Origin of the sequence: Mammaliicoccus sp. G-M28 (assembly GCF_022386595.1) — a bacterium.
In the GTDB taxonomy this organism is placed as follows: Bacteria; Bacillota; Bacilli; order Staphylococcales; family Staphylococcaceae; genus Mammaliicoccus; species Mammaliicoccus fleurettii.
Genome location: NZ_JAJNIF010000001.1, coordinates 92,277 through 113,665 on the forward strand (window position 1 = coordinate 92,277; position 21,389 = coordinate 113,665).

The 21,389-nt window shown below is 30.9% G+C and carries 19 protein-coding genes; 5 read left to right on the forward strand and 14 right to left on the reverse strand.

The window, feature by feature from the left end:
* Positions 1–76: 76 nt before the first annotated feature.
* Together acnA and LQ609_RS00440 are read right to left on the reverse strand one after the other, a co-directional pair.
* A complete protein-coding gene (gene acnA / locus LQ609_RS00435) occupies positions 77–2,782 on the reverse strand; it encodes an aconitate hydratase AcnA (protein WP_078356332.1) in 2,706 nt (901 codons plus the stop codon).
* 318 nt (positions 2,783–3,100) lie between these two features.
* The gene (locus LQ609_RS00440; protein ID WP_078356331.1) at positions 3,101–4,726 is read right to left on the reverse strand and encodes a glycine betaine uptake BCCT transporter; all 1,626 of its coding nucleotides are present in this window, start codon (positions 4,724–4,726) and stop codon (positions 3,101–3,103) included.
* 200 nt (positions 4,727–4,926) lie between these two features.
* Here LQ609_RS00440 and mscL point away from each other — a divergent pair, with 200 nt between their 5' ends.
* Positions 4,927–5,286: a large conductance mechanosensitive channel protein MscL gene (gene mscL / locus LQ609_RS00445; RefSeq protein ID WP_078356330.1), complete on the forward strand. Its 360-nt coding sequence runs from the start codon at positions 4,927–4,929 to the stop codon at positions 5,284–5,286.
* 75 nt (positions 5,287–5,361) lie between these two features.
* Here mscL and LQ609_RS00450 read toward each other — a convergent pair whose 3' ends face one another.
* The 3 genes from LQ609_RS00450 to sbcD all read right to left on the reverse strand — a co-directional run bounded on the left by LQ609_RS00450 (position 5,362) and on the right by sbcD (position 10,230).
* Complete coding sequence (locus tag LQ609_RS00450) at positions 5,362–5,982, reverse strand: SCO family protein (protein WP_078356329.1); 621 nt, start codon at positions 5,980–5,982, stop codon at positions 5,362–5,364.
* A 95-nt stretch (positions 5,983–6,077) separates the two neighbouring features.
* On the reverse strand, positions 6,078–9,101 hold the full coding sequence (sbcC, locus tag LQ609_RS00455) for an exonuclease subunit SbcC (protein ID WP_325883065.1): 3,024 nt from the start codon (positions 9,099–9,101) through the stop codon (positions 6,078–6,080).
* 1 nt (position 9,102) lies between these two features.
* On the reverse strand, positions 9,103–10,230 hold the full coding sequence (sbcD, locus tag LQ609_RS00460) for an exonuclease subunit SbcD (protein ID WP_208143841.1): 1,128 nt from the start codon (positions 10,228–10,230) through the stop codon (positions 9,103–9,105).
* A 75-nt stretch (positions 10,231–10,305) separates the two neighbouring features.
* Here sbcD and LQ609_RS00465 point away from each other — a divergent pair, with 75 nt between their 5' ends.
* Positions 10,306–10,815, forward strand: a complete 510-nt coding sequence (locus LQ609_RS00465; protein WP_208143842.1) for a DUF2621 family protein — start codon at positions 10,306–10,308, stop codon at positions 10,813–10,815.
* Positions 10,816–10,832: 17 nt separating this feature from the next.
* On the opposite strand, the gene LQ609_RS00470 is transcribed toward LQ609_RS00465, so the two are convergent.
* The 6 genes from LQ609_RS00470 to sosA all read right to left on the reverse strand — a co-directional run bounded on the left by LQ609_RS00470 (position 10,833) and on the right by sosA (position 15,162).
* Complete coding sequence (locus tag LQ609_RS00470; protein WP_107509813.1) at positions 10,833–11,303, reverse strand: CcdC family protein; 471 nt, start codon at positions 11,301–11,303, stop codon at positions 10,833–10,835.
* A gap of 38 nt (positions 11,304–11,341) precedes the next feature.
* A complete protein-coding gene (locus LQ609_RS00475; RefSeq protein WP_133165629.1) occupies positions 11,342–12,031 on the reverse strand; it encodes a cytochrome c biogenesis CcdA family protein in 690 nt (229 codons plus the stop codon).
* Positions 12,032–12,206: 175 nt separating this feature from the next.
* A complete protein-coding gene (locus LQ609_RS00480) occupies positions 12,207–12,437 on the reverse strand; it encodes a YneF family protein (RefSeq protein ID WP_174221866.1) in 231 nt (76 codons plus the stop codon).
* A 126-nt stretch (positions 12,438–12,563) separates the two neighbouring features.
* The gene (gene tkt / locus LQ609_RS00485) at positions 12,564–14,552 is read right to left on the reverse strand and encodes a transketolase (RefSeq protein ID WP_239734218.1); all 1,989 of its coding nucleotides are present in this window, start codon (positions 14,550–14,552) and stop codon (positions 12,564–12,566) included.
* Positions 14,553–14,637: 85 nt separating this feature from the next.
* Positions 14,638–14,874: a DUF896 domain-containing protein gene (locus tag LQ609_RS00490; protein WP_078356322.1), complete on the reverse strand. Its 237-nt coding sequence runs from the start codon at positions 14,872–14,874 to the stop codon at positions 14,638–14,640.
* Positions 14,875–14,952: 78 nt separating this feature from the next.
* Positions 14,953–15,162 carry a DNA damage-induced cell division inhibitor SosA gene (gene sosA, locus LQ609_RS00495; RefSeq protein ID WP_078356321.1) on the reverse strand — a complete coding sequence of 70 codons (210 nt, stop codon included), beginning with the start codon at positions 15,160–15,162 and terminating at the stop codon, positions 14,953–14,955.
* 144 nt (positions 15,163–15,306) lie between these two features.
* On the opposite strand from sosA, the gene lexA reads away from it, so the two are divergent.
* Positions 15,307–15,927, forward strand: a complete 621-nt coding sequence (gene lexA, locus LQ609_RS00500; protein WP_078356320.1) for a transcriptional repressor LexA — start codon at positions 15,307–15,309, stop codon at positions 15,925–15,927.
* A gap of 310 nt (positions 15,928–16,237) precedes the next feature.
* On the opposite strand, the gene LQ609_RS00505 is transcribed toward lexA, so the two are convergent.
* From LQ609_RS00505 to LQ609_RS00515, 3 genes are all read right to left on the reverse strand, one after another.
* Positions 16,238–17,254 (reverse strand): CAP domain-containing protein, encoded by a 1,017-nt coding sequence (locus LQ609_RS00505; RefSeq protein ID WP_239734219.1) that lies wholly within the window; start codon positions 17,252–17,254, stop codon positions 16,238–16,240.
* Between the two features lie 19 nt (positions 17,255–17,273).
* Positions 17,274–18,251, reverse strand: coding sequence for a GMP reductase (guaC, locus tag LQ609_RS00510; RefSeq protein WP_078356318.1), 978 nt, complete (start codon positions 18,249–18,251; stop codon positions 17,274–17,276).
* Positions 18,252–18,342: 91 nt separating this feature from the next.
* Positions 18,343–19,281, reverse strand: coding sequence for a metal ABC transporter solute-binding protein, Zn/Mn family (locus LQ609_RS00515; protein WP_078356317.1), 939 nt, complete (start codon positions 19,279–19,281; stop codon positions 18,343–18,345).
* Positions 19,282–19,442: 161 nt separating this feature from the next.
* Between LQ609_RS00515 and rpmG the strand changes: the two genes are divergently transcribed.
* Both rpmG and LQ609_RS00525 read left to right on the forward strand, forming a co-directional pair.
* Positions 19,443–19,592: a 50S ribosomal protein L33 gene (rpmG, locus tag LQ609_RS00520; protein WP_078356316.1), complete on the forward strand. Its 150-nt coding sequence runs from the start codon at positions 19,443–19,445 to the stop codon at positions 19,590–19,592.
* Between the two features lie 197 nt (positions 19,593–19,789).
* Positions 19,790–21,235 (forward strand): amino acid permease, encoded by a 1,446-nt coding sequence (locus LQ609_RS00525; protein WP_078356315.1) that lies wholly within the window; start codon positions 19,790–19,792, stop codon positions 21,233–21,235.
* The last annotated feature ends 154 nt before the right edge of the window (positions 21,236–21,389 follow it).

Consider the following 21,389-nt stretch of genomic DNA (forward strand, 5'->3'; position numbering starts at 1 on the left):
TTCTAAATTCCTTAACCTAATCATAACACAAATAGAAAAACAACTACCTAAATAAATAGGCAGTTGTTTGAAATTATTAAGCTAATTTGTTTCTTAATACCATTTGTAAAATGCCACCGTGTCTATAGTAATCAATTTCAACTTCTGAATCGAATCTTGCTAAAGCTTCGAATTCAGTTACTTTACCATCTTCACTAGTTGCAGTAACTTTCAGAATATCACGAGGTTTAACACCTTCATGAATATCTACTGATACTGATTCTCTACCTGTTAAACCTAAGCTATCTGCTGATTCACCTTTTTTAAATTGTAAAGGTAATACACCCATCATAACTAGATTTGAACGGTGAATACGTTCGTAACTTTGTGCGATTACTGTTTTAACACCTAAAAGATTAGTACCTTTAGCTGCCCAGTCACGAGAAGATCCCATACCATAGTCATTACCAGCAAATACACATAAGCCAACGCCATTTTCTTGATATTTCATTGAAGCATCAAAGATAGGCATAACTTCTTCTGTTGGCCAATAAGTTGTATATCCACCTTCAGTACCTGGAGCTAATTGGTTTTTGATACGAATATTAGCAAACGTACCTCTCATCATTACTTCATGGTTACCACGACGAGAACCATATGAGTTAAAGTCTCTTATCGCAACGTCATGATCTTGTAAGTACTTACCAGCTGGTGTATCTTTACCAATCGCACCGGCAGGAGAAATATGGTCTGTTGTTACTGAATCTCCAAATTTACCCATTACTCGTAAATCACTTAAAGGTTGAATATCTTCTGGTACTTTAGATAAACCTTCAAAGAATGTTGGGTTTTGGATATAAGTTGAAGTTGGATCAAAGTCATATAATGGTTGATCTGTTGTTTCAATTTGATTCCAAACTTCATTTGATTCAAATACTGATTTGTATTCTTCTCTAAATAATTCAGGTGTAACTACAGAAAGAACTGTATCTTTAACTTCTTCAATTGATGGCCAAATATCTTTTAAGTAGACATCTTCGCCATTTTTATCTTTACCTAATGGATCTTTTTGTAAGTCAATATTTACTGTTCCAGCTAATGCATATGCTACTACTAATTGTGGTGAAGCTAAGTAGTTTGCTTTAACTAAAGGATGAATACGACCTTCAAAGTTACGGTTACCTGATAATACAGAAGTAACAAGTAAATCTTCATCAGCAATTGCTTTTTCAATTTCTGGCAATAATGGACCTGAGTTACCAATACAAGTCGTACAGCCATAACCTACAAGGTTAAAACCAAGTTCATCTAAATATTGTTGTAAACCAGCATCTCTTAAATAACCAGTTACAACTTTTGAACCAGGTGCTAATGATGTTTTAACGTAATCAGGCACTTTTAATCCTTTATCAATTGCTTTTTTAGCTACTAAACCTGCACCTAACATAACATATGGGTTTGAAGTGTTCGTACATGATGTAATCGCTGCAATAGCAATATCACCAGTAGTCATAGAAGTCTTCTTACCATCTGCTAATTCGATGTCTACAGTTTTGTCGAATTCTGATTTATCAAATCCGTGACCTTGGTTACCTGCTGGAGCAGTAACTGAATCTACGAATGATTCTTTCATATTGCTTAATTTAATTAAATCTTGTGGACGTTTAGGTCCTGATAATGAAGCTTCTACAGTAGATAAGTCTAAATTCACAACATCAGTATATGTTGGTTCTACTTTTTCAGCTTTGAAGAACATATTATTTTCTTTTAAATATTTTTCTACAACTTGTACTTGTTCTTCAGTACGACCAGTTAAACGTAAATAACTTAATGATTCTTCGTCTACTGGGAAGAAACCACATGTTGCACCATATTCAGGCGCCATGTTAGCAATTGTTGCTCTGTCTGCTAAAGGTAATTTTTCAACACCAGGACCAAAGAATTCTACAAATTTACCTACTACGCCTTTTTTACGTAATTCTTCAGTAACACGTAAAGCTAAGTCAGTAGCTGTTGTACCTTGAGGCAATTCGTTAGTTAATTTAACACCAATTACTTCTGGAACTGGGAAGTATGAAGGTTGTCCTAACATACCAGCTTCGGCTTCAATACCACCAACACCCCAGCCAAGTACGCCGATACCATTAATCATAGTAGTATGAGAGTCAGTACCTACTAAAGTATCAGGATATGTTACAAGTTCATTATTTTCTTCTCTTACATGTACAACATTTGCTAAATACTCTAAGTTAACTTGGTGAACAATACCTGTAGCTGGTGGAACAGCACGGTAGTTGTCAAATGACTTCGTTGCCCAGTTTAAAAACTGATAACGTTCAATATTACGTTCAAACTCTAATTTCATATTCATTTCTAATGAATTAGGTAAAGCGTAACTATCAACTTGTACAGAGTGGTCAATTACTAAATCAACAGGAACTTCAGGGTTAATTTTAGAAACGTCTCCGCCAACATCATCCATCGCTTTACGTAATGAAGCTAAATCTACTACTGCAGGTACACCTGTGAAATCTTGTAAAATAACACGTGATGGTTTAAATGGTACTTCTGCATTTTCATCGTTAGATTTACCCCATTTAGCTAAATTCATGATGTGTTCTTCTTTTATTACACGTCCGTCAAATTGTCTTAATACTGATTCTAATAATACGCGGATAGAATATGGTAATTTATCAACATTAGATAATCCTAATTCGTCTAACGTATTCAAGCTATAAAACGTGTAAGTTTTACCGTTCAATTCAAAAGACTTTTTAGATTGTTCTTTTAAACTTGAGCTCATTTTTGTTCCCCCTTTAAAATTGTGCAAGTTAATGCTTCATATACAATTGTATAATCAATACTTTAGTAAAACAATACATTACACTTAAAAATAAGTATATTTATCATTCAAGTTTATGATATGGAACTATAAGTTTTACTTATGTATATTTAATTATACATAATAATTAGTTATTAAATGATAATGATTATCAACTATAGTCGAATATAAGTAATCGATTTCATTATATATATAAAATTCATTTCCATATAAAAAAGCTTCAAAGTCATAATACTGACTTTGAAGCTTTTCTTTTACGTTATATGAGAAGTGTATAACTTAATCTTCCATTTCTCTTTCTAAACGTCTTTGTTCTTTTAATTCTTGTTCATACTCACGTTTAGATTTTTCTACATATTCTTTCATACGATGTTTGTTAGGCGTGATAGATAATCCAAGATATTTTCTTTCTTGGTTAGCATCTTTATAAAACGCAACGATCATCATTATTATTATGAAACTGAATGGGAATGCCGATATAATCGCGGCGGATTGTAAAGCACCTAATCCTGTATCTCCACCAGAAAGTAATAAGATAAATGCGATTAAAGATTGAGCAATACCCCATACGATTTTCACTGTTCCAGATGGTTCTAGTGATCCGTATGTTGTTTGCATACCTAATACGAATGTAGCTGAATCGGCAGAAGTTATAAAGAACGTACAGATTAAAGCTAATGCTATAACTGATAAGATTGCACCCATTGGTAATTCATTGAATACACCAAAGAGTTGCGTCTCTGTCGTCATTTCGAATACTTTTGGTGTTGACTTACCTACTTCAATACCTGTAACGCCAAATACACTAAACCAGATAAAGCTAATAATCGTTGGAACAAGCATAACACCTGAGATAAATTCACGAATAGAACGTCCTTTAGAAACGCGCGCTATGAATATACCTACGAATGGACTCCAACTCATCCACCAACCCCAATAATATAAAGTCCATGTATTTAACCATTCACCTTTTTGAGGATTAAGTGGTGCTACATCGAAACTGTTGAATAAGAATGTATCTAATAATGCACCTGTTGAAGAAGTAAACATATTTAATATAAGTATTGTAGGTCCAATTATTAATGTAACGATTAATAATAATGACGCTAATACAATATTTAAGTTACTTAAATATTGAATACCTTTACTCAAACCACTCCATGCACTCATTAAGAATAAAATTGTAACGATGACAATAATAATACCTTGAATGACAATATTATTTGGAACTCCAAATAAATATTCTAAGCCACCATTGATCTGTAAAGCACCCATACCTAGTGAAACTGCAACCCCAACTACTGTTGCAAATACTGATAACACATCAATGATTACTCCTATAGGTCCATCAACTTTATTACCTAAAATAGGTCTTAATGTTTTTGATAATAAACCTGGTTCACCTTTTCTAAATTGAGAGTATGCTAATGCTAAAGCTACTACTCCATAAATTGCCCATGCATGAAAACCCCAATGTAAGAACGTAGATCTCATTGATTCAGTCATTGCAGCTTTTGTTTCTGGATCTGCATTTGGTGGTGAAACAAAGTGAGACATAGGTTCTGCTGCACCATAGAACACTAGTCCTATACCCATACCAGCACTAAATAACATTGCAAACCATGAAATTGTGTTAAATTCTGGTTTGTCATGAGGTTTCCCTAGTTTTAGTTTACCGATAGGGCTAAAGATAATAAATACACAGAAAAATACCATTCCGATAGTAATAATCATGTAATACCAACCGAAATATTTAGATATCCATGCACTTATGTCCGCTGTAATACTTCCAAATTGAGTTGGAAATATAGCACCGAGTGCAACAATAATTGCTACAACAATTGCACTAATAGTAAATACATTAGAAACTTTTTTACCATTTGGGTGTGTTGGAACATTTGACATTAAAATTCTCCTTTCGAATTTACAAACTCGTAATTATGTATTCCCGTTTTAACTGTTTGTAATCCATTTAATTTAAATAAATTAATATTTAGAAAACAGCAACATTCATCACTTTAACAAATATTACACTTAAAATCAAATTGACTATTTCAATTTTTTACAGTTTAATGTATGATAATGTCGATGAGGAGGTGTTTAATATGTCATTATTAAAGGAATTTAAAGACTTTGCTTTGCAAGGTAACGTTCTAGATTTAGCAATCGCCGTTGTTATTGGTGCTGCCTTTAACAAAATTGTTACGTCATTAGTAGAAAACGTCATTATGCCACTTATTGGTTTAATTTTCGGAGAAGTAGACTTTGCTGAAAAATGGTCTCTTATGGGAATTAAGTATGGTTTATTCATACAATCAATCATAGACTTCATAATAGTTGCTTTCGCTTTATTCATCTTTATCAAAATTGCAAATACTGTAATGAAAAAAGGTGAAGAGGAAGAAGAAATTGACGAGCAAACTGTATTACTTACAGAAATTCGCGATGCATTACGTGAAAAATAAGTTCTACATATTACCAATTAAAAACCACACATTTATCGAAATGTCTCGATAAATGTGTGGTTTTCTTAATTATAGTTAATCTTCAATTGGACCTTCTTCAACTAAAGTCTTCACATCTGCTACTATTTCTGATTTAGGAAACTTTTTATCCCCTGCATCTTGACCACTATATGATTTAATTATCTTACCATTTTGATCAATTAAATAGAAACTCGTACCATGTGTTACTTGTGTACTCCCTTTTGGAGGTGGTGCTACTATCGATTTAAAGTTATCTTCTGCATATTGCTTAATAAACTTGAAATCGTAATTTGTAAGTAATGTCCATTTATTGGCAGGTACATTATATTGTTTAATATATTCTTTCAGCTTCTTAGGTGTATCATTCTCAGGATCTACACTAAAACTAATTACACCATAATCCTTTACCCCATCTTTTTCTAATTCATCTATAACTGTGCTCATATTATATGACATAGGTGGACAAACTGTTTCACAATTTGTAAAAATAAAATCAGCTATATAAACTTTACCCTTCATGTCTTTCTGTGAAAATTTATCCCCATTTTGGTCAGTAACATTAAAAGACTGCATTTTATTGCCAAATTGACTGTCTGGCTCAATTGCATTATTACTACATGCACTCGTAATTAGCATAATACTTGCAATTAAGCACAAAAATATTCCCTTTTTCATCGTAACACTCCCATAACTCTGTTAGTTAAAATATATCAAATAAAATTCTTAACTTAAATACGTATTTTGAACTATTTATGTCTTTGATGTGTCAATTAGTTTTCATTAAAGGATGTAGTACTTAAAAATCCATTCTTATTAACATTTAAAATTGTTGGTATTCTCGTCTTTAATTCTGAAACATGTGAAATGATTCCTACTAATCTTCCAGACATTTGTATATTCACTAAAGTATCTAAAGCAGTTTCTAAAGTTTCAGAATCTAATGTGCCGAATCCCTCATCAATAAACATAGATTCCAAATGTATTGCACCCGCTTCTTGTTGTACAACATTAGACAACCCTATTGCTAATGATAACGAAGCTTGAAAAGTCTCACCACCTGATAAGGACGTAATATGCCTAGTTCTATTTGAAAACCTATCAAACACTTCTATCTCCAAACCACTTAGTCCTTGTGACTTTTCTTTTTTACGTACAAGTTGATATCTATTGTTAGTCATTTTAAGAAAATGTCTATTAGCATTATCTAAGATATGATTTAAATAATAAATTAATACATAGTTTTCTAAAGACAGTTTCTGACTATTTTTACCGTTCATTATTCTTGAAAGTTCAATTAATTCTTCTTGATCTTGTAAATCATTTTCAATTTTCTCAACAACTTGTCGAATAGCAATTATTTTTTGCTTGTTTTGATCAATTTTCAGTTGAAGCTGATTCATCTGTTTAACAATAACTGTTAATGCTTCTTTAGCTTCAGTTAATTTACTTTCTGTTTCTGAAGTATCTGCTCTTTCTTTATCTTGAACTTTTTTACTTAATTCCTTCACTATCGCTTTTACTTCTATATATCTTTTGTCATATTGATTAATTTTTTCTTCATACTCGTCAATATGCTTAACTTGTTGAAGTAATTCATCTAATTGTTCATACGATGCAATATTATGTTTGGTCATCTCAGTATTTAAATAATCCGTTGCTAATTTAATTTGTTCTTCAATCATAGATTTACGTTCACTAACAGTTGCTATTTTCATTTGAAGATTTTGCTTTTCTTCATTAAATTTTTCAAGTTGAACAGTTAATTGATTCAACTCATTATCATAAGCCTTAATTTCTATTGCATAAAAGTCTGATTGCTTCTCAAATTTATTTACAGTATCAAATCCAGTTTCTTGTTTAAAGTAAGATAAATCATTCTCATATTTAGATATTAGATGCTTTATGTTGTTTAATTGTAATTCATTATTTGTTATTTTCTTTTCAACATCATATTTGTCATTTTTAAATCTTTGTATTTGTTGCTTTGTCTCTCTATAAATTTGTAACTCATTTACTAATTTATCAATATGTTCAGTTGTATGATTTATTTCTGTTTGAGTATCTGTAATATTTTCTAATTTATTCAATTGTTCGTTGGTTATATTTAATCTTTCGTTATATGATGTTATCTTATTGTTGATTGCATGTAGATTACGTTCAACTTCTAATTGTTGTTCTCTTTCTTTTTTCAAACTATTAAAATCAATATTTCCATTAATAGACTCTATGATTGATCCACATATAGGACAATCATCACCTTGATGGACATGTTTTTGTATTTTTAAAATTTCATCTTCAACATTTAAAATATCAAACTGTGACTTTTCATTCAACTTTACTTCAAATTGTGTTTTTTCTTTTTCTAGATGAGTTAATTGACTAGTATATTCTTTTTGTTTATCCAACAACTCCAACTTTTCACTATATTGCTTTTGTTTAGTTTGTAGTTCTTGTAAGTTAAGCTTCAATGTTTCTTGTTCTTTAATTTTATCTTGTTCTTCCGACTCATCGTAATGAGTACTTTCTAGTTTACTTTTTAATGTTTCGATTTCGTGCTTATCTTTATCTATTAACTTATTCAAATTCTTTTGTTCTTCTATTATGTTTGGAAATTTAGTTTCCGCTTCTATATATTTATTTAAACTTAATTTAATATGATTTGTATTTTGAACAAATTGACGAAACTCGTTTATTCTCTCACTATTTCTGTTTAGTTGTTCAATTCTTTCAGTTATCTCATTTAAGTTAGTTGTGTTCGATTCTATGCTTTGTTGAATTTCTTCTTCTTGTTTTACTTCATTATTTAAAGAATGTTCTTTATCTCTCAATTGATTATACTGGTACGTCATATTTTGAACAGTCTTTAAATACTTTAATTGTTTTCTAAGATCATTTATTTTTGACTCATCTTTTTTTAATTCATCTAATATCTCTTGTTTTTCAAGTAAAGTATCAAAGGTTTCATTTAATGCTTTATCTTGTTTTAATATTTTTTCTATTTCATTAACTTGTTGTTCCTGTTTACCTTTCTCTACCATTGATACTTCTAAATTTTCATGTCCGACTTTTTCATATAAATCTAATGAGTTTAATATCACCTCATAGCGATGTCCTTCAATTGTCTTTATATCTATAAGTTGTTCATTTTCAAAGTCATGCATGTCATTCATATATTGTGATATTTTTTGATAATGGCTTTCTATTAATGCTAATTCTTTTTTCATTTCTAATTCTAATTGATCTTGTAATTCTTCAAATCTATCACTATCAAATAACGTTCTAAGTATACTCCGTTTATCTGTACTATTTGATACTAAAAACTGTTTGAATTCTCCTTGTGGAAGTATGAGTATTTGTCTAAATTGCTTCACATTCATATGTAATAACTGTTTCAAGTAATCATTACTTGTATTTATAGACTTCGTTTCTAAATTCCATTTATCATCTATTTTTTTGTACACTTCTACAGTTGCATTCGAAGGATTTTTATTGCCTTCTTTTATATATTTTACCGTTCTAGTAATAAGATACTCGTCACCTTTAATTTCAAATTCAAATTGTACCTTAGTTGGTAACTTCGGATCTGCAAAGTGACTTCGTAAATCTACTTCTTCTCTAGATTCTGTTGATGTTTTGCCAAACAGTGCATAAACCATTGCATCGAAAATCATCGTTTTACCTGATCCTGTCTTTCCACATATCAAGAAAAGCTGAGATTTAGATAAATGTCTAAAGTCTACTTTCTCATCTATAAATGGCCCGAAATATTGCATATTTAATGATAAAGGTCTCATATTATTCATTCGCTCCTTTATTCAGATGACTTTCTAACAGCTGAATGACTTTATCTTTCTTAATTCCTTCTAACGTTTCTTCAGTCACATGTTTATAAAATGATTCAATAATTTCAATATCGCTTAATGTATGTACATCCACATCTATCTCATCTTGCGCAACTTCATAATCTATTCTTGAAATTTGTAATGTATTTGGATAAATATTTCTAATCTTCATAAGAGGATCAGTAACATGGTCCATATCCGTTAATTTAAAATGAAAATAATCCTCATTATTTTTAACTTCAATTTTCTCATGAATCACATCTTCGTATCTTGCCTTAATGACATGAAATGAGCGTCTTGGTTCAATCGGAATAAATTTCTGTTTAAATGCTTTGTTATCAATCTCAAACAAACGATAACCTTTTGCTTGATTTGCCTCTGAAAATGAATATTGCATTGGCGTGCCTGAATAAAATATGAAATCTGATTTGATAGCAAATGGATGGTGCAAATGACCGAGTAGAACTGCGTCAAAAGCATTAAATGTATTTGCAGTAACTGTTTCAATCGTACCTATTGAGAGCGGTCTTTCAGAGTCTGATGATTCACCACCTGCTACGAATAAATGTCCAACTAATATATTGGTCTCATCTTTGTTCATAACTTGTTCCATTTCACTCATAATATATTCAGTCGCTTCTTGATGCGTATGGATAGTCTTAACATCAAATACATGCTTTACATCTGCTGGTGTAAAATAAGGCATAACATATATATTGATACCCTCAATAGAAATAGGTGTCATTAAGTCGTCATATCCCGTAATGATTTTTAATCCTGTTTTTTCAAACCATCTCTCACCATAGTTAAGACGTTCTTTGCCATCATGATTCCCACTTATCGCAATAATTGGTATTTTAAGTTCTAAATTAATCATCGATAAAGCATCTTCAAGAACAACCATTGCTTCTTTATTAGGATAGTGTAGGTCGTATAAATCACCACTAATCACAACTACATCTGGATCGTGTTCTTTAATTGCATCAAATAATTTATTGAGGATAAACTTTTGGTCTTCTATTAATGATTGGCCATTGATTATTTTGCCTATATGCCAATCAGCAGTATGTAATATTTTCATTATATTGCTCCTTTGCAAATATTTGTTAGACAGGTTGAAAAGCTTCATTTATACTTAGTTTAAGGAGTGATTTCATTGAGTAGCCCATTTATATTTTTTATAGTATTATGGTGCATTGTATTTATATCGTTACTTGCAATCGGTGGATTCTTTATGTTTCGTAAATTCTTAAAGCGCATGCCTAAAGATAACGGTATGAGCGAATTAGATTGGCAAGATTATTATATTCATAAAGCCCTTCCTTTATGGAATGACGAAGCTCGTAGTTTATTAAATGAATTAGTTTCACCAGTACCAGATTTATTTAGAGATGTTGCTAAAGAAAAAATAGGTGGACGCATATCTAAAATAGCTTTAGAAGAACATGCTACAACAATTGAACTCGATCATATTATGCGAGGTTATATCATAGCAACTCCGAAAAGAGATCACAAATTTATGAAGAAAAAACTAACAGAACTTAATATTGATTATACACCATATTTAAATTTGTTCGAATTAGCAGATGATGAAAAAAACAAATTTTCAATCTTTGATCATAAAGAAGAAATCTCTAAAGCAAAAACAAAAACGCACACTCAGTAATTGAGTTGTGCGTTTTTTTAATTAACTAAAGTCTTTTGATCTCTTAGTTTTTTATATTTTACAAACATTGCTATTCTCCATGGCACAATCATGCTAAATGCCAACAAGAAAAACATGCCCGCTAATTGACCTGGGTCAATAGAATCACTCAAAAAGAATTTCCCTACACTTCTGATTATCAGTAAAGTAATTAAAATAACAGGGAACAGTTTAGAGCGTTTCATATATATTTCTGATCCTTTAATCTCAAAATTGGATGTAAAAATAAGAAACAATGAAAAGAATAAACCAACTAAAATGGCTTCTATAATTTCTTGACCATTCAATCTAAAATATGGAACAACATACATTAGAGCACCTGTAGCCATAAAAAATGGCGGTAGTACAATTTTTTTAGTGTTAGTCGGATAATTTTGAGCTTTCATTCTAACAACTATAACTGCTAAACCCATTAAAGCTGCTATTATAAATGAAAAAAGCAAATACATATCTAAAACCCCTTATTAGTACGAAATATCATTTATGGTTATTCCAAACCTAAAGATTGGAAGAATATCGTTATCTCTGTTAATAAATCAAAGAATAACAGAATCCCCATAATTATCATAATTATACCACCAAACTTCATGATAGCAACATTGTACTTTTTAATAATTTGTAATTTTGTTATAAAGAAAGTTAGTATAAAGAATGGAATACTAAATCCTAGTACATATAGTAGCATATATAATAATGCTTGTGATGAATTAGTAGCTGCCAATGTTCCAATCGCTGCGATAATTGGTCCGTTACATGGTGTCCAACCTGCCGCAAATGCCATACCAATTAAAAACGTACCAACAAAACCTGAAGGCTTCGCTTTAAAATTAATTTTACGATCTTTCATTAAAAATTGCGGTTGGAATACGCCTAATATAATAAGTCCAAATACAATTATTACAATTGCACCAATTTGTCTTATTAAAGTTTGATAATTTATTAACATACCTGATATGTAACCTATGCCCATTCCTAATATCATATAAATACAACTAAATCCTAATAAAAAGATGATTGTATGTAATATTGCATTTCGGCTAAGTCCTTTATTCTTCAAATCATCATAACTCATTCCAGTTATATATGAAACAAATGCAGGATAGATTGGCAATACACAAGGAGAAACAAAACTTAATATGCCTGCACCAAATGCTACAAATACTGTTAATTCCACAATAGCTCTCCCCCTTACTCTTAATTCTATTTTATCAAATAACAAATAAGTTAAAACACTTTTATTTGAACAATCAGTGAAAACTCAAGATAAAAAGCCAATTACACAATCAAAGTGTAACTGGCTTTTAAAAATATCACGATTATACGTTTTATTTTTACTTATGATTAATATAAGACTATTTAATTTTTTGATCCATATTCTTATTCATCATTGTCATCATTTGGTTGATTTTCTTTTGAGATGGTTTTTGACCCATTTGCATCATCATCATACGTAGCATTTCTTCGTTAATTGGTGGGTTCTTTTTCAAGTAATCCATCATATATTTACGTGCAAGGAAGAATCCAATTGCAAGCCCACCGATTAATGCCACGATGATTAATAATATAGCTAACCATGTTGCCATTATTTCACCCACTTTCTGTATCCTATAAAAGTTTACTAAATTCATTACATTTTATCAAGACGAAACTTAATGTTTCAAAATAAAAAGCCTCAGCCAAATTTCTTGGATGAGGCTTTTGTTGAATAATTAGAAGCTTAATACTTGGTTTAATACATTTTCTTTAGTAAATCCGTATTTTTCTACTACTAAGTCACCAGGAGCACTAGCACCGAATGTATCGATACCAATTACTTTACCTTCAAGACCTACATATTTATGCCAACCTAGAGAAGATGCCATTTCAATAGCGACACGTTTAGTGATTGAAGGAGGTAATACAGAAGATTTATATTCTGCATCTTGTTGATCGAATGCATTCCAGTTCGGTAATGATACTACTTGTACACCTTTACCTTGTGCTTCAATATCTTTTGCTGCATCTACAGCAAGAGAAACTTCTGAACCAGATGCTATTAATAAGTACTCAGGCTCAATTTCAGAGCGATATACTACATATCCGCCTTTACGAACGCCTTCTTCTACTACTGATTCTTCAACATCTAAAGCTGTTAAGTTTTGTCTAGTTAAAACTAATGCTGTAGGAGTTGAATCTGATTCTAGTGCAACTTTCCATGCTACTCTTGTTTCGTTACCATCTGCTGGACGAATTAAATTCAAGTTAGGAATTGCTCTTAAACCTGCTAATTGTTCAACTGGTTCATGTGTTGGTCCGTCTTCACCTACTGCGATTGAATCATGTGTGAATACGAATGTTGAAGGTACTCCCATGATTGCTGAAAGACGAACTGCTGGTTTCAAGTAATCACTGAATACGAAGAATGTCGCACCATATGGTTTAACACCACCATGTACTGCCATACCATTGACTGCTGCAGCCATTCCAAATTCACGAACACCAAACCAGATGTTACGACCTTCTGGAGTTTCGCTATCAAAATCAGCCTCATCTTTAACGTTTGATTTATTTGATGAAGCTAAATCAGCTGATCCACCGAAAAATGCAGGAACTGATTTACTTAATGCTTGAATTACTTCTCCAGAATCAGCACGTGTAGCACTACTATTACCAGGTTCATAAACAGGTAAATCTTTAGCGTAGTCTGCAGGTAATTCATTAGAGATAGCTTGTTTAAATGCTTCACCTAATTCAGGATGTGCGTTTGTATACGCTTCAACTAATTTATCCCATGCTGTTTCAGCTTCGTTAGCACGAGTTAACATTGTTTCACTAAATACATCGTAAACATCTTGTGGCACATTAAATCGTTTTGAAGGGTCTAAACCATATGATTTAAATGCAAGTTCGCGTTCTTCTGCACCTAATGGGTTACCGTGAACACCATTAGTACCAGCTTTATTTGGAGAACCATAACCAATAATTGTTTTTACTTCAATCATTGTAGGACCATCTAATTTTTTAGCTTTAGTTATAGCTTTATCAATTGCTTCTAAGTCATTACCATCTTCGACTAAAATATAACTCCAGCCGTATGAAGTAAATCTTTCTTTAACATTTTCAGAAAATGCTTTATTTAAATCACCATCTAATGAAATATCATTAGAGTCATATAATGTAATTAATTTATCAAGTTTTAAATGACCAGCTAATGAAGCAGCTTCATGAGAAACACCTTCCATTAAATCGCCATCACTTGCTAATACATATGTGTAATGATCTACTACATCATATTTTTCTTTATTGAATTTACCAGCTAAATGTTTTTCAGCCATTGCCATACCAACACTCATAGCAAAACCTTGTCCTAATGGTCCAGTTGTTACTTCAACGCCATCAGTATGGTTAAATTCTGGATGTCCAGGTGTTTTTGAATCCCATTGTCTAAAGTTTTTCACTTCTTCAAGTTCTAAGCTACCTGAAACATGTAATAAACTATATAATAATGCTGATCCGTGTCCTGCAGATAATACAAAACGATCTCTATTAAAGTAATTCTTAGACTGAGGATTAAAATTTAAATGCTTAGTCCATAATGTATATGCCATTGGTGCAGCACCCATAGGTAAACCAGGGTGTCCTGAGTTAGCTGCTTCAATAGCATCTATACTTAAAGCACGAATTGAATCTACTGCAAGTTGATCTTTTTCATTAAACATAAATGTAGTCTCCTTTATTCTTGTAATCCCTTTTCATTATACATGAAAAAAATTCGAAAATTAATTATTATCTCTTAATTTATATTTATTTCCTAATATTATTATTTTTTTGAATTTCTTTCACTTTATCTGGCGTAACATCATTACCTTCTGGATCGATAATTTTTGTACTTTCTATCGTACTTTTAAAGTTACCTCGAAAAGCTTGTAAATATTCAGCTCGCAATTTAGTCTGTTCTTTCGCTTCTGATTCCGACAAACCTTCTGTCTTCTTTTTATTAGCGAGTTCATTGATTCTATCTATTTTTGCTTTATCTAACATATTATCCCCACTTTCTACATACATAAAAGATACCAAAAAATACGAGTAAATCCAAATGGATTTACTCGTATTTTTCAATTATTCTATAGACCCTATTAATGTATTTGAATTAGTTAAATGATTAGGTTGTTTATCTTCATGTTGTTTAATTTGATGATCTGTCATCTCGTACGTCTGTTCTGTTGTATAGATATCACTCGACTGTGCTAAATATAAATATCCTATTAATAGAGTCATTAAGAATACTGCCAAATATACTAATACCGTCTTCTTTATTGTAATTGTCATACTCAATTCCTCCTAGAACGTTTGTTTGTATTTTTATAATAACAGAACAACTGTTCGTAGTCAATAAAAATACGAACAAATGTTTGTTCGAAGGAAACGTATGTGCTATAATATGGTTAAATAATTAATTGGGAGCGTGCGACTATGAAAGAATTAACTAAACGTCAATCTGAAATATATCAATTCATCAAACATATAGTACAAACGAAAGGGTATCCACCTAGTGTTCGTGAAATTGGTTTAGCAGTTGGCCTTGCATCAAGTTCTACAGTACATGGTCATTTATCTAGATTAGAAGAAAAGGGATATATCAAACGTGACCCAACTAAACCTCGTGCAATTGAAATAACTGAAACTGTTGGAGAGAACATCAATCAAGAGAATACAATTCACGTACCAGTTATAGGTAAGGTTACAGCAGGTATTCCAATTACAGCTGTTGAAAATGTCGAAGAATACTTCCCATTACCTGCACATTTTACTTCTACACATAATAGCAACATCTTTATTTTAGATGTAATTGGCGATAGTATGATAGAAGCTGGCATATTAGATGGAGATAAAGTTATTGTTCGTAGCCAATCCATTGCTGAGAATGGCGATATCATTGTCGCTATGACAGAAGATGATGAAGCAACTGTTAAACGCTTCTATAAAGAAGAAAAGAGATATAGACTTCAACCTGAGAATAATACAATGGAACCAATTTACTTAGATAATGTAACAGTATTAGGTAAAGTAGTAGGATTATTTAGAGAAATGTAATAATACAAAAAAGGAGATGCAAATGCATCTCCTTTTTTTCATATTCCCGTTATCGAGTTCTTTTTGCTAATGTCATATTATTTATGAAACATCTTTTTTATTTAATAATTCTTTAATACGTTCTAATACATCTAAATCTTTACGTTTTATTTCTTTACTTTCCATGTAAAACTTCCCCTTTAATTGTTATTCCACCAATCAAATTATTAGAAACAACATGTGTTAAACATTTAAGGAAATATGAAATAATGACTTATCTCGATATAATTATATCAAAGTTGCTAAGATAAAATCTGCTTTTATCTCTGTTCTATTGCTGTGTGATGTAGTTTTCCGTCCAATAAGGCTGTAAATCTTCGCCTATATCAACACCTACACCTAACTCTTTATAATCTTTATTTAAAATGTTCTTTCTGTGTCCCAGTGAATTCATAAGACCATGATGTGCATAAACACTACTTATTTGACCATATGCTAAGTTTTCACCAGCTGTTATATAATCAAAGCCATCATTGTCTAATCTGTCAAATGGAGATAAACCTTGTTTATTTGTATGATCAAAATAATCATTATCAACCATATCTTGACTATGCTTTCTTGCAGTCTGACTCACATTTTCATTATAAGATAATGTAGGTAAGCCAAATTGAACACGTTCAGCATTAACAAGATCAAAGTTTTGTAATTCTAATGCGCTTTTATAATCATCAGATGCTGCATGATATTGGTTCGTACGTTTATCTTCAGTTGATGATGCAATTTGCATTATACCTTTAATTTGATTATTCTCATGTTTATCATAAAAAACGGTTGTATAGATATTATCAAATTTGAAAACATCGTAATCTTCATCATTTTGAATGAGCTTCACTTTATCTTTATTTATTTCTTTTTCTGGTTCACCAAGAATCGAACGAACCTTTTCCTTGTTCATTTTACTTGTGATACCTTTTTGGGATGTTATTAAGTCTTGGTTCGTATATAAACCTGTTACTTTGTCATTATCATAACTTACCATTACAAATTCATGATAATCATTATGATATACATGCCATTTCTCGTTATACTCATTAGCGGTTATCCGCTTAGGTTTGCCAAGTTTCTTTTCAACTTCACTTTTTGTTTGATTGATTTGAATATTATTAATCGCAAACTCTTGGTCATTTGGTGTCTTAAGTTCAACTTTGCTTGTTGACTGTTCATGTTGCAGTCCTTGTTGAACATTTAATACATTCTGTTGAATTTGTCTAGATAAATCTGATTCAGGGACAGGCTTGATAAGTGTTATAAATAACAATAATAAAAATAAATAAAATACTTTTTTCAAGTCGTCACCTCACCTATATTTAGTCGCGGTCACCATTAAATATTGAATTTCGAACAATTACGTAATCCACTTTAGTGATAGAATGCAAGTCTTTTCCACCTGCATATGAGATTGAACTTTGTAAATCTTGTTCTATCTCTACTAAAGTATCTTTTAAAGAGCCTTTATGTTCTACAAACATTTTTTTACCCTCAACGTTTTTACGTTCACCTTTTTGAAATTCTGATGCACTACCAAAATATTCTTTATATAATTTGCCTTCTAATTCAACTGTTTCACCTGGTGATTCTTCATGTGCAGCAAACAATGAACCAACCATTACCATGCTTGCACCAAATCTAATTGATTTTGCTATGTCACCATTTGTTCTAATTCCACCATCAGCAATCATAGGTTTTCTAGCAGCTTTACTACATGAATTAATAGCAGCTAATTGCCATCCACCAGTGCCGAATCCAGTTTTAATTTTAGTGATACATACTCTTCCTGGTCCGATTCCTACTTTAGTAGCATCAGCGCCAGCATTTTCTAACTCACGAACACCTTCAGGAGTACCTACATTACCAGCAATTACAAATGTTTCTGGTATATGTTGTTTGATGTGTTTAATCATTCTAATAACTTGTTCAGAATGACCGTGTGCTATATCTATTGTTATATATTCAGGAACAAGTCCCTCATTAGATAGTTGTTCAACAAAAGTATATTCAGTGTCTTTTACACCTACAGATATAGATGCAAATAAGTTTTGACTTTGCATTTTTTTGATAAATGGAATACGTGCTTCCTCATCAAAACGATGCATGATATAAAAATAATCATTACTAGCAAACCACTCAGCTAGTTCTTCATTCATAACTGTTTGCATGTTAGCGGGTACTACCGGTAATTTAAATGTTTTTGGACCGAATTTAACAGTAGTATCGCATTCTGAGCGACTTTCTACTATACATTTATTTGGTATTAATTGTACATCTTCATAATCAAAAATTTTCATATCAATGACCTCTTTCAAATCTATTAATAATAATCCAATAGTTACTATACATGGTTAGTTGGTAAAAGTAAACGAAAACTGACTATATTTATTATTTATTTAATGCTTTATCAAGCGTTTTTATATTTTTCTCCATTAAAGTTTGGTACGAAATATTTTTCTGCTTATTTTCTTTTTTAGTTAACACTTCTAAATTGTGGAATTTCAGCGGTTTACTATTAGTATCTTTCTTTATTATATCTGTAATTTTAGAACTTACATTTTGCTCATACAATATATATGGTGTTTTTGCTTGATTAATATTTTTTATAATTTCCAAAATTTCTTTTTGACTTGGTTCTTCATTATTCATACCTGTTACACCCGTTTGTTTAAAATGGTATCTATTTGCTAGGTAACCTAAAGAATCATGAGAGATAAATATTGTATCTCTTTTCGGACTTTCCGTAACGGTCTTTAATTTATGATCTATTTCTTCAATATCCTTAATTAACTTCTTATAATTATTCTCATAATCATTTTTATGGTCTGGATCTTTTTGGACAAGCTTATTCTTAATCGATTTAGCTGCTTCTTTATTTGCAATTGGATCTAGCCAAATATGTGGGTCCTGCTTATTTTCTGGTTCTTCTTTATGGTTATGTTCTTCCCCATGCTCGTGATGATGTTCTAAAATATCATTACCTTTTAAATTTGGAATAGCTTCTAATTTATAATCTTTATTTTTAATGGTAGAACTTATCTTTTTTGCCACAGGATCAAGTTCTTTAGAAGAAAATATAAAAAGGTCACTTTTAGCAACATTGATCATTTCTTTTTGAGTTGGTTCATAATTATGTAAATCTGTACCACTTGGATATATTGAATCTACTTCAACATGTTCTCCTCCAATTTGTTTAGCAAAACTTTCATATGGATAATTTGTAGCATAAATTTTTAATTTATCATTTTTAGAGTTTTGATTCCCACAACCTGATACGACTACCAAAATTGCAAGCATCATAAAAATCATTTGATATATTTTTTTCATCTAATAACTCCTAAATAAGTATTTTCATTAATTATAACAATATACGCTTTTAAACATAATATCGCAATCTTACTGAAACGAAATTTTACATATTGATAACAAATTTAAAATATGATAAAGTTATAAAGCGTAATGATTACTAAATAGAAAGGCTGATGAACATGCGTGTTAATATCACGTTAGCATGTACTGAATGTGGCGATAGAAATTATATTTCTACTAAAAACAAACGTACTAACCCTGAACGTATTGAAATGAAAAAATATTGTCCAAGATTAGGTCGTCACACTTTACATCGTGAAACTAAGTAATTTCTTATTTTAATAAGAAGATATACGACACAAAAAGTCATTTCTTTGAAATGACTTTTTTATTTATAAATACATTTTATCACTTTAAAGCATTTATGCGTTAAAATTTATGTTGCTTATTTCATGAATTACTAATAAAATATAATGTATATTTTAATTTCAGAATAATCGTAAATGTAGAAAGTATGGTGAACTATATGGAAGAAATGAAACGTGGATTAAAGACAAGACATATATCAATGATTGCCATCGGTGGATCAATTGGTACGGGATTGTTTATGGCAAGTGGTGCTGTCATTACTCAAGCTGGACCTGGTGGTGCACTAATAGCATATTCTATTATTGGTGTTATGCTTTACTTTTTAATGACCGCAATTGGAGAATTAGCAACTTTTTATCCAGTGTCGGGATCATTTAGTGCTTATTCTAGTCGATTTATTGATCGCTCTGCTGGTTTTACAGTTGGTTGGCTATATTGGATTATATGGGCACTCGTTACAAGTGTAGACATTTTAACTGCTGCAAAAATCATTACTTATTGGGAAGTCTTCCAAAATGTAAACCCATTTATATGGAGCATTATTTTTCTAGTTATTTTATTTTTACTCAATGCCTTTACTGTTAAAGCTTTCGGGGAAGCTGAATATTGGTTAAGTTTTATTAAAGTTGCAACTATTATTATCTTTTTAATTGTAGGTGTACTTGTAATCTTCGGTATTTTAGGTGGTAATGAACCACTTGGATTATCAAACTTCACTTATAAAGAAGCACCATTTGTAAATGGTATTTCAGGATTTTTAGGTGTACTTCTTGTTGCAGGATTTAGCTTTGGTGGTACAGAAGTTGTTGCAGTAACTGCCGGAGAATCTGAAAATCCAAAAGAATCAATGCCTAAAGCAATTAGACAAGTATTTTGGAGAATCTTATTGTTTTATATTTTAGCAATTGCAGTAATTGCAGCAATTATTCCGTATACTGACCCATTATTATTAAATAAATCAAATACAGTAACACAAAGTCCTTTTACTATTGTTTTTGATAGAGTTGGTATTGCGTTTGCAGCTTCAATTATCAATGCTGTAATCTTAACAGCGCTTATTTCTGCGGGTAATTCAGGATTATATGCTACTAGTAGATTACTTTATTCATTAGCACAACATAAACAAGCACCAAAATTCATTAATAATTTAAACAAAAATAACATGCCTTTTATATCATTATGTGTAACTATCGCTTTAATCTTCATATCAATCATTTATGCAACTATTAACACTGATGGCTATTACAGATTATTAAATATGTTAGGTGCGCTCGTAACACTCGTTTGGTTAATGAGTATCATTAGTCATATTAGACTAAGAATGGCTATTAAAAAACAAGGACAATCAGCAACTGATACTTTAGAGTATAAAGCACCATTATATCCGTTAGGACCGATTATTGTTATTGCTGTCATTGCTTTCTTATTAATCGGACAATCCTTTGACAGTATAATGACTTTAAATTATCCTGTATTAATTGAATCGTTCTTACCAATTATTTTAGGAATTATTGTTTACTTCATTCATAAATTTGTAACGAAATCTAAAATTATCAAACTTGAAGATATAGATTTAACTAAACATAATTATGATAATAAATAGTAATCGTTTAAACACCCACTCATTTATATTTTGAGTGGGTGTTTTTTTATATTTCAAATACCAACTTCTTAAATTTTATTGAACTTTTTCATATCACAACATATATAGTATAATGAATATAAATAATTAATAATGATAAAAAGAAGGTGTAATA